Raw genomic sequence first — 14,161 nt, forward strand, 5'->3', positions numbered from 1 at the left:
GCCAGTTCCTATGAAACAGGCCCTCAAGCGGATGGCGGGGCGCCGGTCTCCGCCGGTCGTACGACCGGCCCGGTCGACCACTGTTGCTCGTGGTCGGCCTTCCGTAGGAGTTCGTCGGCGCTGTGCGCCACCCGGGACATGGCCAGGCGCAGCAGTGGGGGCGCCATCATCGACGTGACGATCGCGACGAGCGCGATGATCGTGAAGGTGGCGATGTCCAGGACGCCGAGCCGCAATCCCACCATCGCGACGACGATCTCGACCACGCCACGGGCGTTCATGCCGGCACCGACGGCCAGGGACTCCCAGTGGCCGAGCCGACTGGATCGCGCACCGAGGTAGGCGCCCGCGAACTTGCCGAGGATCGCCGCCGCGAGCACCACGACGGCGGCCAGCGCGACGTCGCCGTCGAGCAGCACGCCGAGGTCCATCCGCAGGCCGGCGGAGGCCAGGAAGATCGGGGCCAGCACGGTGAGCACGATGGTCCGCAACGGGGCCAGTATCGCCCGTCGCTCCCGGACCGCCTGCCCGATGAGGATGCCGGCGGTGAACGCGCCGAACACCGCCTCCATGTGCATCGACTGGGTGATCGCCGCGCCGACGAGAACGATCACCACGGCCGTGACGATTGTCGGTCCCGTCTCGGCGGACCGGCCGGCCAGCCGCATCGCACCGCGCACCAGCGGCCGGCCGACGAAGATCGCGGCGACCACGAACGCCACCAGCAGCAGCAGCGACAGCGCGACCTGGCCGACGCGCACGCCGACGGTCGCCATGGCCGACACGATCGAGAGCAGGAACCAGCCCACGGCGTCGTCGACCATGCCGGAGGTCATGATCAGCTGCCCGACGTCGCGGTGGATCAGCTTCATGTCCGCCAGCGTCTTGGCGATCACGGGGATCGCCGTCACGCACATGGCGACAGCGAGGAACAGCGCGAACACCGAGCGTTCGGTGGTGTCCGGCACCAGGACGGCCGGGGCCAGGTAACCGATCAGGATCCCGAAACCGATCGGGATGAGCAGGCCGCCGAGGCTGATCCGGAGGGCCGACGTGCCGCGCCGGCGGATGGTCCTGGTGTCCAGCTCGATGCCGGCCACCCCCACCAGCAACAGCACGCCGACCTGGGCGACGGCGTCCAGCAGGTGCATCTGCGCCGCGTCGGCGGGAAACAGCCAGTCATGGACCGCCGGGGCGGCGTGGCCGAGCAGCGACGGCCCGAGCAGCACGCCGGCCATCAGCTCGCCGACGATCGCGGGCAGCCCGAACCGCGCCGCCAACCGGCCCAGGCTCAGGCCCAGCAGGAGCAGGGCCGCGAGCTGGACCAGCAGGATCGCTACCTGGTCGCCGGCCAACGGCATGACGGGGGTGCTCATACCGGCCTCATCTCCCTGATCAGGGCCGCCAGCCGATCGAGCCCCTGCTCGATCTGCGAGGGCTGCAGCAGACTGATCGACAGGCGGAGCTGGTGACGCCCGCCCTCGTCGGCGTAGAAGTGATGCATCGGCGTCCACAACACACCGAAGTCGCGGGCGGAGCGCTCCAGCAGCGCGTCGTCGACCAGGAACGGCACCGTCACCACGATGAAGAAGCCGCCGGCCGGCGTGTTCCAGGACACCTGGTCATCCGGCGGGCCGGTCTCCGGGAAGCGCGCGGCCAGGCCGTCCAGCACGTGCCGCAGATTGCGCCGGTACGCCCCGGCCTCGCGCTCGTTGGCGCGCACCAGACTGCACCCGTGCTCCAGCAGCTTGCCGGCGATGACCGCCTGCGCCAGCGGTGAGGTGTTGACGGTCACCATGCTCTTGATCTTGGACAGCTCGTCCGCCAGCAGGCCGGTGCCCGCAGGCCCGGCCACCGGCTGGTCGGCGACCACATAACCCACCCGGGCGCCGGGCATCCCGGTCTTGGCGAACGAGCCGAGATAGACGACGCGACGCTCGTCGTCCATGGCCTTCAGGGTGGCCGGGCGGTCGCCGCCCGCGTGGAACAGCCCGTACGGGTTGTCCTCCAGGATCAGCAGGTCGTGCTCGGAGGCCGCGCGCAGCAGCGCCAACCGGGTGTCACCGTCCAGGCTCGCCCCGGCCGGGTTGGCGAAGTCGGGCACCAGGTACAGCGCGCGGGGACGCTGCCCCGCCGCCCGGGCGGCGAGCACCACCCGGGCGAGGTCGTCCAGGTCGATGCCCCGCGAGCCGTCCCGCACCGGCAGCGTGGTCATGTCGACGAGCGACGCGGCACCGCGAATCCCCACGTAGTTGGGTGAGACCGCCAACAGCACGTCGCGGGGGTCGGCCCGCAACGCCCGCAACACGAGGAACATCGCCTCCTGCGCGCCCACGGTCACCACGATGGCCTCCGGGTCGACGTCGATCCCTTCGTCGACCGACAGGTTGGTGGCCACCAGGTCGTGCACGATGCCCTTCGTCCGCCCGTACTGCAACAGGGTGCGGTTGACCTGACTCTCGCTCAACCCGTGCTCGTCGCGCAGGTGGTCGCAGTAGCGGCGCAGATACCGGTGCACCGCCTCGACCTCGAAGAACTCCTCGTACGGCCGGCCGGCCGCGAACGACACCGCGTCCGGGAAGCGACCGGCGATCTCGTTGAGGAAGGTCATCGAGTCGAGCACCGGGTCGGTCAGCGAATCGTGCAGGTCGCTCAGCGCGATCGGCGCGTGAGCGCCGACCTGGGTCGGCCCCACCATGCCGGTCACGGTGACCACCCAGCCGACCGCGCCGCGGCGTCACCGGGCGCTCGACCCCGCATCATCGGCGCAGACCCGCCGGCGGGCACGGTGGTGCCGTGGCCCAGCGCCCGCAGGTCGGCACAGCCCATCATCGCCATCGCATCCTCCAACTCGGCCCGCAGCAACGACAGCACCCGGCGGGCGCCCGCCCGGCCACCCACCGCCAGCCCCCAGAGGGCGGGCCGGCCCACCAGCACCGCGGAGGCGCCGAGGGCCAGCGCTCGCGCCACGTCCACGCCGCCGCGGACGCCGCTGTCCAGCAGCACCGCGCACCGGCCGTCCACGGCCGCGACCACCGGCTCCAGCGCCGCGATGCTGGGCACCGCGCCGTCGAGCTGGCGCCCACCGTGGTTGGACACCACGACCGCGTCCACTCCCAGGTCCACCGCCCGCACCGCGTCGTCCGGGTGCAGGACACCCTTCACGATGATCGGCAAACGTGTACGTCGACGCAGCCAGTCGAGGTCTCGCCAGGACAGCTTCGGGTCGAACGTGAGACCGGTGTGCACCATCAGCGCCGAACTGTTGGCGCCGCTCTCGTGTGCGGGCGCGCGGACCTCCGGCGGCAGGTTGGCGGCCACCACGTCGCCCGGCAGCGTGAACCCGGACCGCATGTCCCGCAGCCGGCGGCCCATCCGCGGCACGTCGACAGTCAGCATGAGAGCTCGACAGCCGGCGGCCTCGGCACGGGCAACCAGATCGGCGACCACCGTGCGGTCGCGCAGCCAGTAGAGCTGCAACCAGACCGCCGCGCCGGTGGCGGCGATCCGCTCGACCGGCTCGCTGCTGAGCATGCTGGCCACGAACACCGCGCCCTCGTCCCGGGCCGCCTCGGCGAGCGCCACTTCGCCGTCCGGATGCAGGAGCCGCTGGTAGGCCATCGGCGCCACCCCGACGGGCATCCCCATCGGGGTGCCCAGCAGCTCCGTGCCGAGGTCGCACGTCGCCGCCCCCGCCAGTACCCGCGGGACCAGGTGGACCCGGTCGAACGCGTCCCGGTTGTCCCGCAACGTCGACTCCGTGCCGCTGCCTCCGGCGACGTAGTCCCAGACCGGCTCCGTCAGCACCCGCCGCGCCGCCAGCGCCACGTCGTCGAGGCTGAGCAGGGCGTCCAGGTCGGTTCCCCGATCCGCGGTGGTGGTCACAGGACGTCGTGGGTCTTGGTCCGCTCCGCCTCGACCGCCTCGTAGAGCGCCCGGATGTTTCCGCTGCCGAAGGTTCGCGCGCCGAGCCGCTCGATGACCTCGAAGAAGAACGTCCGGCGCGGATGCGTGGACCTGGCGAAGATCTGGAACAGCTGCCCGTCGTGGTCCTCGTCGACGAGGATGTTACGGGACTGCAGCTGGCCCACGTCGTACCTGGCGAGGTCGAGTCGCTGGCCGAGCTGCTCGTAGTAGGTGTCCGGCGTCCGCAGGAATTCCACGCCACGGTCGGTCAACGCCGAGATCGCGGACACGATGTCGGTGGAGCACAGCGCCAGGTGCTGCACCCCGGGGCCACCGTGTCCCTTGAGGAAGTCGTCGATCTGCCCAGCTGCGGCGGAGGGGTCCGGCTCGATGAGCGTCAGCGTGACCAACCGGGACGGGCTCTGCACCACCTTGGAGAACATCGCCTGCCTGCCGACCAGGATGTGCTCCTCGAAGGTCACGTCGAAGTTCAGCACCGTGCGGTAGAAATCCACTGTCGGATCAAGCGTGCCCGACTCCAGACAGACGGCGAGGTGGTCGACCACGCCCAGCCCCGGCGCCGGGCCGGCCTCCGGCACCTGCCCGTCCGGCAGGCCGGGGGTCAGGCCGGGCAGCACCAGGCCGGCCGGCCCCTCGGGCGGCTGGACGAACGTGTGCGTCACGTCGCCGAAGCCGCCGACCGTGGCCGTGACGAACCCGTCGTGGGCGGCCGGTTCGACCACTGCCCGCGCGCCGCGCGACACCGCGACCTCGAACGCGGCCCTCGCGTCCGCGGTACGCAGCGCCAGGTCGGCAACGCCGTCGCCGTGCTGCTGCACGTACAGGCTGGACGGGTGCGCGTCGGCGAACCCCTCGGTGACCACGAGAACCGTCGAACCCTGCCGCAGCGCCACCGACACGTGGTCCTCGGCACGGCGCGAGCCCACGACGCCGAAGCCGTACTGTCCGGCGAGCTCGCGGGCCGCCCAGACCGCGTCGGTCACGTGGAACTCGACGTGGTGCACGGCCAGGTCACTGAACACACTGCTGCCCACGCTCACTGATGTCCCCCTACCGGGGCCGTCCGGCCCCCTTGTGATCAGAAGATGGGAGCCGCCGTCGGAGCCGACAGCTCACCGAGATACGGGTGCCAGAGATGTTCGGGATCCTGCTCAACGGCCCGGATGACGTTCCGCATCTCGACGAGCGCCTTGGGCTCGGCCTCGTCATACATGTTGCCCTGCAACATCTTCAGCACGTCGAGGCGATACCGCGGGTCCTGGACGAACGCGGTGAACAGGATGTTGAGCCGGTAGTAGACCGAGATGAACTCGTACCAGTTGCGCACGCCGCGCCGCAGCAGCATCTCGTAGGTCTTGAACCGCTCGCGCTTGAAGTCGCCCGCCTCGGCGGCGGCGATGATGTCCTGACAGGCCAGCCGGGCGCTGTTGAGGGCGATGCTGACGCCTGTGGAGAAGATGGGATCCACGAAGCGGGCGGCGTCGCCGACCATGACGAAGTTGTCCCCGCAGATCTGCTTCATCGCGTAGCTGTAGTCGCCCTCGGACTTGAAGGGCCGCACCTGCTCCGCGCTTCGCAGGGCCGCCTCCAGCTCGGGCCGGCTGCCCACGCACTCCCAGAAGAAGGCCTCGAGATCCTCCCGGGCCGCATCGGCGAACCGGCGCTTCTGGGTGACCACGCCGATCGAGGTGACCGTCTCGGTGATGGGGATCTGCCACACCCAGGTGTCGGTCAGTGGCAGGAAGTGGATGAAGATGAAGTCGGACTTCGACTGCTCCGCCGACAGTGCCTGTCGGTCGAAGCCGTCGAACCAGGTGTGGATCGCGTACTGGTTGAAGACCGAGTCGGCCACCTTCACCTTGAGCTGATTGCCCAGCGTGGTGTTCCGACCGCTGGCGTCGATCACCATCCGCACCGGCACCTCGCGGTTCCCGTCGGCGGAGCGGGTGTGCATGACGGGGTGCTCGCCGTCGAAGTCGACGCGGTTGACGCGTACGCCCTGGTGCACCTGCGCGCCGAGACTCGCCGCGTTCTCCAGCAGGATCTGGTCGAACTTGCCCCGGTCGACGTGGAAGGTGTAATCCCGGTCGACGCCGGCCTGATCCCGCTCGTTGAACATGACCTCGGCGAGCCGGAAGTCGTGGGTGAGGTTGGAGAAGCCGAGGTGGCTCACCGGCCGGGTCTCGGCCGACGTCCACGCCGCGCCGAACTTGCGCGGGAAGCCGGCTGCCTCGACGGCGGCCATCGCCCCGGTCTCCAACAGCACCGGCGTGGTGGCCGGGACCAACGACTCGCCCACGTGTTCGCGGGGGAAGTGTGCGCTTTCGAAGACCACGACGGACAGCCCCGCCTTGGCCAGGTAGGCGGCGGCTGTGGACCCGCCGGGCCCGCCCCCGATGATGCCGATGTCCCACTCTGCTGGCTTGGTGTTCATGGCGCCTCCTCGGCATGCCTGTCAGGCGCGGGGCAACGACAGGATCAGATCGGTGATGGTGTCGAGACTGCGGAAGTGCCGTCCCGTGATGTGCGAGGGCGGCACGTCGACATCGAGCTCCGCCCGGACGAACGCGATGAGCCGAGCCGTGTTCAGCGAGTTCAGGACGCCCCACTCCAGCAGTGGCGAGTCGGGACGCAGATCGACTCCGCTGACCGCCTCACCCTGGTCGCCGAGCAGCTCGTGGCGCACGTACACCATCAGTTGGCCGAGTATCTCGTCGCGTTGGTCTGTCGGCACAAACCCCTCCCAGGTCGCCGGACACGATCTCCCCTGTGGGTCGTCATCCGGGAGGCCGGGACATCGCCGGCGCTTCCCCTTCTGATGACATCCCTACCCGGTGAATTCTAGAAGCCAAAGTGGGTTCGTCAAGGGGATGTCGTGGAAGGATCGACGCCGACCACTGGCGCGACGACGGTGACGCCCGCTCAGTGCGGACGAATCAGGCCAGGACGCCGGTGAGGTAGGTCTGGATGGCCTTGCCCGTGCCCGCGGCCAGCCCGGCGGCGGAGAGCTCAACGATCGCCGGCACGCGGTAGACGTACCGGGTGGTGGCGAGACCGATCAGGTGCGAGCCCACCATGGCGGCGCGCAGCTCAGGCTGGGAGTGGCCCAGCGCCTGCGCCAGCGGGAGGATCACCTGGTCGCCGAGGAAGTTGCGGACGGCGTCCGCCGCCATGTCGTTGGCCGTCATCGACCGCAGGATGCCGCCGAGTCGCGCCGCCGTGTCGGGCTCGTCCCAGTGGCTGAAGAACAGCTCGACCGCGCGCCGGCCGACCTGGCCGCGCGGGCCCTTCATCGCCCGCTCCACCAGATCCGGCGGCTGCAGGGCGCCGCGTACCGCCGCCTCGAACAGGCCCTCCTTGGTGAGGAAGAAGTGGTGCACCAGCGCGCTGTCGACCCCCGCCTCCTGGGCGATGGTGCGCACTGTGGTGCCCTCGTAGCCCCGCTCGGCGAACTGGCCACGAGCGATCTCAAGGATCAGCTGATGACTCACCGTCGGCCCGGCGCGTCGCCCCGTCCGTCGTCGTGGAGCACCGTTCGGGGACACCTCCGCGCCCACAAGTTCACCTTTCCCAGTTCATCGCGTGCCCTATTCATCGTATGGGGGCAAACGCCATAGTATCGCCTTCCTACGTGCGGAATTACGCAGGTTCTGTGGCGCGGCAACAACAACAGTACGTAACGATGCCTTGACACGGTGCCCCGCACGCGCCGTAGCATGGCGCAGTGCTACGAACACGGGCGGTTGTCGGGAGTCTTGTCTTCTTTTGCGCCGCGCCGGGCGTGGTCGCCGGTCTCGGCCCGTGGTGGATATCCGACTGGGAGGTCGCGACGCCGTTCGCCTTCTACCAGCCGGTTCGAGTCCTCGGCGTGCTGATACTGGTTGCCGCGGTGGCCTTTTTGCTCCAGTCGTTCGTGCGGTTCGTCGTGGAGGGCCTGGGCACTCCGGCCCCGGTGGCGCCGACCGAGCACCTGGTGATCGGCGGGCCGTACCGATACGTCCGCAACCCGATGTACGTCGCGGTGGTGACGGCCATCCTCGGCCAGGCGTTGTTGTTCGGTCAGGGCGCGCTGCTGTGGTACGCGTTGGCCATCGCCCTCGTCCAGGCCGCGTTCGTACGGTTCTACGAGGAGCCTGGCCTGCGCCGGCGGTACGGCTCCACGTACGACACCTACCGCAAGGCGGTGCCGGCGTGGATCCCCCGGCTTCGCCCGTGGCAGGGGGCCAGCTCACCGCAGACGTGACCGCGCCACCCGACCACCCGGGCGGTCGACTGAGCCACCAACCCGCGAAGGGACTGCTATGCCGCTCTCCCACAAGGGCTGATGGCCCCCCGCCGCCTGACGGAGGGCCGCCAGCCGTCTAGGCCACCCGTTCCCGAGTGGGCAGCTCCGCCTGCGTCACCGATGCCTGGCAACTGGCCGTCAGCACCGGCAGTCGACCGGACACCTCGGCGATCAACTCGCCACGCAACAGGTCCTCGCCGTCGGGCTCCCCCCAAATGATGAGCCGACAGTTCACCTGCTCCGCTCGCACCGACGCCGAGGCGGTCCAAATGATGGGCAGACGATTCCGTGCCGCCCCCAGCAAATCAACCGTGACGAACTCTGGTGCCGTCTTGTCAGTGCCATCGCACTGCTGGAAGCCGACGTGTGCTGTAATCCCCCCATTACCCAAGTAACTTAGTTGAAACATTACGCGATACTCACGCCCGCCTACGTCTGCCGGCAATAGTCCCGCCGTCAACAACAGGCCTTCGGGCTCGTAGAAGAGTATCTGGACATCCGTAACCGCTAGCGTTGATGCTTTCATATCCCTGGTGGCCCCATCCCCCATTAGCGTACCGCCAGTTCATCGATGGATGTTATCCTGTCGGGCAGCCTCCTGTCCCCCCCTAAATGGGTACGCCATCGCGGCGGCAAGGTCCGGATGCGGACCGTCCCACCCGGAATAGGTCGGGTCGGGCATGACGTGCCAGGCCGAGGCAAAAAATACGCGCGCGGCAATCCGCAGCTGCTCGGCGGCACCGGAAAAACCCGTTTGACGTGGGACAACGCGATGAGCCGCCCGACCGGCGACGAATGTCGCACGGAGACGTCAGCGACCTCGCGGCCCAGGCGCCGAGCCGGTGCCGCGCGCTTCTGGTGGTGACTTCCGGCGGCCCGTCGGGAGCCTGCCGGCAATCTGACACCGGCTGCCGGCGGCGTCCCCACAGTCGGTCCGCGCGGCACCGCAGCGCCATCCGACCGGGTCCACGCACCGTCGTCGACCGCCGCTGACAGGTCCGGGATGCGATTGCGGCGGCACCGAGCCCCGCGCCGACCACTCACTCATCGGACAGTTTCCTCGCAGGCAACAACCCCTGCCGGGCGCGTTCGAGGCCCCGACCGTGCGGTCGGGGCCTCGAACCGGGTGGACCGCTCAGGCCGCGGCGCCGGCCGGGACGCTCTCCTCCTCGTCGTCAACCGCGTGGCCGTGACCCTGCGTGCGCAGGTGTGGGATGAACAGCGCGATCACCGCGCCGGCGCCGAGTGCGATGGCGGCCACCAGGTGAGCGTTCTGCAGGCCTTCGACGAACGTGGCCGTGGACTCGTAGCCGCCGTGGACTCCGAGGATCGCCCCGCCGACCGACACACCCAGCACGGTGCCGGTCTGCCGGATGGCGTTGGATACACCGGAGGCGACACCCTCCAACTCGGCGGGCGCGAACCCGAAGGCCAACCGACCGATCGGCGCAAGGAAGATGCCCAGCCCAAGGCCGGTGACCACGAACGGCACGACGAGCTTCGAGTACGTCAGATCGTCGGCGACCGCACCGATCCAGCCCACGCCGATCGCCTGCATCGTCAAGCCCAGGATCACCAGCGGCTTGCCGCCGATCTTGTCGGTCAGGATGCCGGAGATCGGCGCCGCGATCATCGGCATGGCCGTCCACGGCAGCGTGCGGAGGCCGGCCTCCAGCGGCGAGTAGCCAAGGACGCTCTGTAGGTACTGGGTGCCGAGGAAGACGGCGCCGAAGACGCCGAACGGCATGAGGATCGTCGCCACCATGGTGAGGCTGAAGCCTCGGCTGCGGAACAACCGCAGCGGCACCATCGGCGTCTGCGCCCGCGACTGCCAGAAGATGAACACCAGCACGAGGAGACCGCCGACGATGAATCCCGCAAGCACGGAGGCGCTGCCCCAACCGGCGGAGTTACCCCGCACGAGGCTGGACACGATGCCGAGCATTCCAGCGGTGATCAGGACGACGCCCAGGGGATCCAGTCGGCCATAGCCGCCGCGGCTCTCACGGACGCGCGTCATCACCGGCAACAGCAGCAGACCGATGGGCACGTTGACCCAGAAGATCCACTGCCAGGACCAGGCTTCGGTCACGGCGCCGCCGATGACCGGCCCGAGGGCGATGCCGAGACCCACCATCGCGCCCCACAGTCCGAACGCGTGGCCGCGCTGACGTGCCGGCACCACGCTGGCCAACAGGGTGAGGGTCAGCGGGAGGATGACAGCGGCACCCAGGCCCTGCACCGCCCGTGCCGCGATCAGGTAGTTGATGTCTTCGGCGAGGCCCGCCAGCCCGGACGCGAGGGTGAAGACCACAAGCGCGATGGTGAAGACCTTCCGCCGGCCGAAGCGGTCGCCGAGCGCGGCGCCGGTCAGCAGGAAGACGGCGAAGGTGAGCGTGTAGGCGTTGACGATCCATTCAAGATCTTCAAGGCTGGCGCCGAGTTCGGTGCGAATGACCGGTAGCGTCGTCGTGACGACGAGGGTGTCGATCGCGACCATGAACACAGCGACCAGGGCCGCAGTCCAGGTCCAGGCGGTGCTGTGGGTCGCTGGTTGGTTCTTGTCCACTCTGTTTCCCTACTCGAGATGGAATGACTGGGAAGGATCGCTGGGGCGATGCCCGTTGCGCTCCTCTCGTCGGTATTGGCGGGGAGTGACCCGGACATATGTTCCGCGCCAATAGCCCAGCGGGAATCGGTCCGGCACCGTCGCGCCGCCGACGAGGCGGCCGAGCACGATGACGTGATCACCAGCGGCGATCACGTCATGTAGCGCGCATTCGGTGAAGGCGACGGTGGGTTCCAGGCGCGGCATGCCGGCGACGTCGCCGGGACGCCACGCCACGCTCGCGAACTTGTCGTCGTTGTAGCTGGCGAACAGTTCGGAAATCTCGTGGCCGCCGGCATCGAGGAAGTTGACGGCGAATCCGCCGGTCTCCCGGATGGCGTCCAAGGTTGAGCTCACCCGACGCACGCAGAACAGCAGCAGCGGTGGGTCCTTGGAGACGCTGCACACCGACGACGAGGTCAGGCCGTGCGGCCGCCCGGACGCATCCAGTGCGGTCACCACGCTGACGCCGCTGGCCAGCGAGCCCATGATCGCCAGGAACGCACCTGGCTCTACGTTGACTAGTTCGGTGCCAGTAATGGTCCACCTCCTTCGATCGCCGCCAGCAGCGCGGCTCGATCGGTCTTTCCGTTCGGGGTGAGCGGCAGGCTCGTGGCCGCCTGGACTGAGTCGACGATCATGTAGGTCGGCAGCTGCCCGGCGCACCAGCGCTTGATCTCCAGCAGGCCGGGTCTGCGGTCGCCGGTCGGCACCACGACCGCGTGCAGCCGCGCGGCGAGCCCCGTGCCGGCGACGACCACCGCGGCCGCCGCGACGTCCGGATGTGCGGCGAGGACGGCCTCGATCTCCCCGGGCTCTACCCGGTTGCCGCGGACCTTGGCCATGTCGTCGTGGCGGCCCAGATACTCCAGACAACCGTCGGACCCCAGCCGGCCGAGATCGCCGGTCCGGTACGGTCCGCGCTGCGGCTCCCGGCCCCAGTAGCCGAGCATGACCGTGGGCCCGTCGACCACGATCTCGCCCTCCGGGTGGTCGCCGACACGGTCACCGCCCGCGCCGTTGGAGGTCGGCGGGTCCAGGTTCAACAGCGCACCGCTGGCCGATCGACCGATGGGCAGCGGGCGGTCGCGCCCCGCATCGGCGTCGGTCACCTCGTAGGAGGCACACACGTTGGTCTCGGTGGGCCCGTACCAGTTCAGCAGCCGCACTGCCGGCCAAGCGGCACGTAGGTCGTGCACGTACCGGATCGGCATCACCTCGCCGGCGAAGACGCAGGCCCGCAGGGCCGGTGGCGGCGGACCTTCCAGCAACCCGCCGTCCCGGATCATCAGGGTCAGGGCGGACGGCACCGAATACCAGATGGTGATGCCCTCCTCGCGCACGAACCGGGCCAACTGCACTGGCGCGTACGCCAGTTCGGCGGGGACCAGGTGCACCGACGCGCCCGCCCGGAACGCCGCGTAGAGGTCGAACACCGACAGGTCGAAGTTGAACGGGGCGTGGTTGGCCAGCCGATCCCGCGACGACACCGCGAGCAGGTCGCCGGCCCACTCGACGAACGCCGTCGCGTTGCGGTGGCTCAGGCTGACGCCCTTCGGGGCCCCCGTCGACCCGGAGGTGTAGAGAATGTACGCGGGATCGTCCGGGTCCGGTTGGTGCACTGGCGGCGGGTCGCGGTCGACCCCCAGGCGCTCCAGCTCGTCAAGGGTCACCAACGGCGCTCCGCCGGGGACACCGCCCTCCCGGGCGACCCGTTCCGCGCCCGGCGCGTCGGCGACGACGACGGTCGCCGCGCAGTCGGCCGCGATGCGCCACACCCTGGCGGGTGGGTTCGCGGCGGAAACCGGGACGTACGGCGCGCCGAGCGACAGCGCCGCCTGCATGACGGCCACCGCGGCGGGCCGCTTGTCAGACCACAGCACCACCCGGTCGCCCACGGACACACCTGCGCGGGCCAACCCCGCGGCCAGTCGACGGGCGGTCGCCGCCAACTCCGCGTAGGTGAGCAGCTCACCCTCCGCTGCCACCGCCGGCGCGTCTGGAGTACGCCGGGCCCACGCGGCCACGTAGTCGTGGATCCCCGCTCCACCCGGCGCGTGGGACCGGTCCGTGTCCCGCACGGTCGGCACCTCCTTCCTCAAGGCCACGGCCCTCACAGGCCCAGCTCGTGGGCGATCAACAGCCGTTGCACGTCGGACGTACCGGAGAAGATGGTGCTGGGCACGGCGTCGCGAAGAACTGTCTCGATGCCGGCCTCGCGCAGGTATCCGCGGCCGCCGAACAGGCGCACCGCGTCCAGCGCGCCGGCGACGGCCGCTTCGGACACGGCCAGCTTGGACAGCGCCACGTTGAGCTCCGATCCGGCGTTGTTGTCCATCTCCCAGCAGCAGCGATAGAGCAGCAGCCGCGCGGACTCCGTGCGCAGCTTCATCTCCACGATCCGGTTCGCCACCGCCTGGAAGTCGCTGATACGCCGGCCGAACTGTCGGCGCGAGGTCGCATGGCCGACGCAGCGCTCCACCAGGCGGTCCAGCAGGCCGACGTAACCCGCGAACAGGCAGGCGCGTTCCCACCGCATCGAGTGCTGGAAGATGGCCCCGCCCTGGCCCGGCTCGCCGAGCACCCGGTGCGCCGGCACCAGGCAGTCCTCGAAGGACACCCGTCCGGCGGGTGCCGACACGAGACCCATCTTGTCCAGCGACGCGCTGACCGTCAGGCCGGTCGTGTCGCGGTCCAGCACGAACGCGGTGACACCGAGGTGGCCAGCCAACGGATCGGTGGTCGCGTAGGTCACCAGCACGTCGGCCACCGGCCCGTTGGTCACGAACGTCTTCTCGCCGTTGAGCAGGTAGCCGTCCGCCGTCGCGGTCGCGGTCACGGCGAGCCGCGAGACGTCGGAACCGGCGCCCGACTCGGTCATCGCGTTGCCGGCCACCACCTCACCTGAGCAGATCCCCGGGAGGAGGTCCTCCTTCAGCTCCGGCGTGCCGAATCCCGCGACCGGCACCGCGCACGCGAACTGGTGTGCGCCGGCCGCGAACACCAGACCGGTGTCCGCGCACCCCCGACCGAACGCCTCGACACGCAGCGCGGTGTCCAAGGCGCCCAGCCCACCGCCGCCGTACTCTGCGGGAATGCAGAGGCCGAGCAGCCCCAACTGGCCGAGTTGCCGCCAGACATCGCGGTCGTGCAGTCGACCGGCGTCGGCGGTGGGCGCGAACGTCTGCTCGACGCTCGCGCGCACCTCGTCGTACGCGGCCCGCTGTTCAGGCGTCCAGGCGAAGTCCACGGTTCCCCCTCGGCCGTGCGGAAAGCCGGCGCGGCAAAACGACCGGGCTACAGGAGCAACAGGGTCGGTACTGACATATCCTCAAAGGTCT

The 14,161-nt window shown here is 69.8% G+C and carries 13 protein-coding genes; 1 reads left to right on the forward strand and 12 read right to left on the reverse strand.

The features are described from left to right. Positions 1-23: 23 nt before the first annotated feature. The 7 genes from ACLQ3B_RS24470 to ACLQ3B_RS24500 all read right to left on the reverse strand — a co-directional run bounded on the left by ACLQ3B_RS24470 (position 24) and on the right by ACLQ3B_RS24500 (position 7,418). Positions 24-1,376 carry a cation:proton antiporter gene (locus ACLQ3B_RS24470; RefSeq protein WP_425783040.1) on the reverse strand — a complete coding sequence of 451 codons (1,353 nt, stop codon included), beginning with the start codon at positions 1,374-1,376 and terminating at the stop codon, positions 24-26. Continuing rightward, positions 1,373-2,698: a PLP-dependent aminotransferase family protein gene (locus ACLQ3B_RS24475; protein ID WP_425783178.1), complete on the reverse strand. Its 1,326-nt coding sequence runs from the start codon at positions 2,696-2,698 to the stop codon at positions 1,373-1,375. Before ACLQ3B_RS24475 ends, ACLQ3B_RS24470 begins: the two co-directional genes overlap by 4 nt. Before the next feature lie 5 nt (positions 2,699-2,703). Further along, entirely contained in the window at positions 2,704-3,885 is a 1,182-nt protein-coding gene (locus ACLQ3B_RS24480; RefSeq protein ID WP_425783041.1) for an alpha-hydroxy acid oxidase, read from the reverse strand. Beyond that, positions 3,882-4,961 carry a 4-hydroxyphenylpyruvate dioxygenase gene (gene hppD / locus ACLQ3B_RS24485; protein ID WP_425783042.1) on the reverse strand — a complete coding sequence of 360 codons (1,080 nt, stop codon included), beginning with the start codon at positions 4,959-4,961 and terminating at the stop codon, positions 3,882-3,884. Before hppD ends, ACLQ3B_RS24480 begins: the two co-directional genes overlap by 4 nt. A gap of 44 nt (positions 4,962-5,005) precedes the next feature. Continuing rightward, positions 5,006-6,361: an NAD(P)/FAD-dependent oxidoreductase gene (locus ACLQ3B_RS24490; RefSeq protein ID WP_425783043.1), complete on the reverse strand. Its 1,356-nt coding sequence runs from the start codon at positions 6,359-6,361 to the stop codon at positions 5,006-5,008. 21 nt (positions 6,362-6,382) lie between these two features. Next, positions 6,383-6,661, reverse strand: coding sequence for a phosphopantetheine-binding protein (locus ACLQ3B_RS24495; RefSeq protein WP_205780232.1), 279 nt, complete (start codon positions 6,659-6,661; stop codon positions 6,383-6,385). Positions 6,662-6,863: 202 nt separating this feature from the next. Further along, positions 6,864-7,418 (reverse strand): TetR family transcriptional regulator, encoded by a 555-nt coding sequence (locus ACLQ3B_RS24500; protein WP_425783044.1) that lies wholly within the window; start codon positions 7,416-7,418, stop codon positions 6,864-6,866. Positions 7,419-7,651: 233 nt separating this feature from the next. Here ACLQ3B_RS24500 and ACLQ3B_RS24505 point away from each other — a divergent pair, with 233 nt between their 5' ends. After that, positions 7,652-8,170, forward strand: coding sequence for a methyltransferase family protein (locus ACLQ3B_RS24505; protein WP_425783045.1), 519 nt, complete (start codon positions 7,652-7,654; stop codon positions 8,168-8,170). A gap of 118 nt (positions 8,171-8,288) precedes the next feature. On the opposite strand, the gene ACLQ3B_RS24510 is transcribed toward ACLQ3B_RS24505, so the two are convergent. From ACLQ3B_RS24510 to ACLQ3B_RS24530, 5 genes are all read right to left on the reverse strand, one after another. Then, entirely contained in the window at positions 8,289-8,447 is a 159-nt protein-coding gene (locus ACLQ3B_RS24510; RefSeq protein WP_167493162.1) for a hypothetical protein, read from the reverse strand. A 900-nt stretch (positions 8,448-9,347) separates the two neighbouring features. Beyond that, positions 9,348-10,781, reverse strand: coding sequence for an MFS transporter (locus tag ACLQ3B_RS24515; RefSeq protein ID WP_425783046.1), 1,434 nt, complete (start codon positions 10,779-10,781; stop codon positions 9,348-9,350). 9 nt (positions 10,782-10,790) lie between these two features. After that, complete coding sequence (locus ACLQ3B_RS24520) at positions 10,791-11,309, reverse strand: flavin reductase family protein (protein WP_425783047.1); 519 nt, start codon at positions 11,307-11,309, stop codon at positions 10,791-10,793. Positions 11,310-11,341: 32 nt separating this feature from the next. Beyond that, positions 11,342-12,901 carry an AMP-binding protein gene (locus ACLQ3B_RS24525; protein WP_425783048.1) on the reverse strand — a complete coding sequence of 520 codons (1,560 nt, stop codon included), beginning with the start codon at positions 12,899-12,901 and terminating at the stop codon, positions 11,342-11,344. A 32-nt stretch (positions 12,902-12,933) separates the two neighbouring features. Then, on the reverse strand, positions 12,934-14,070 hold the full coding sequence (locus ACLQ3B_RS24530; protein ID WP_425783049.1) for an acyl-CoA dehydrogenase family protein: 1,137 nt from the start codon (positions 14,068-14,070) through the stop codon (positions 12,934-12,936). Positions 14,071-14,161 lie beyond the last annotated feature (91 nt).

Source organism: Micromonospora sp. DT53, from assembly GCF_049841535.1.
Taxonomy (GTDB): domain Bacteria; phylum Actinomycetota; class Actinomycetes; order Mycobacteriales; family Micromonosporaceae; genus Micromonospora.

Bases quoted from the DNA above. Each gene is read 5' to 3' on its own strand.
- ACLQ3B_RS24470 (WP_425783040.1), bottom strand. From the start codon at position 1,376: ATGAGCACCCCCGTCATGCCGTTGGCCGGCGACCAGGTAGCGATCCTG.
- ACLQ3B_RS24475 (WP_425783178.1), bottom strand. From the start codon at position 2,698: ATGGTGGGGCCGACCCAGGTCGGCGCTCACGCGCCGATCGCGCTGAGC.
- ACLQ3B_RS24490 (WP_425783043.1), bottom strand. From the start codon at position 6,361: ATGAACACCAAGCCAGCAGAGTGGGACATCGGCATCATCGGGGGCGGG.
- ACLQ3B_RS24520 (WP_425783047.1), bottom strand. From the start codon at position 11,309: ATGGGCTCGCTGGCCAGCGGCGTCAGCGTGGTGACCGCACTGGATGCG.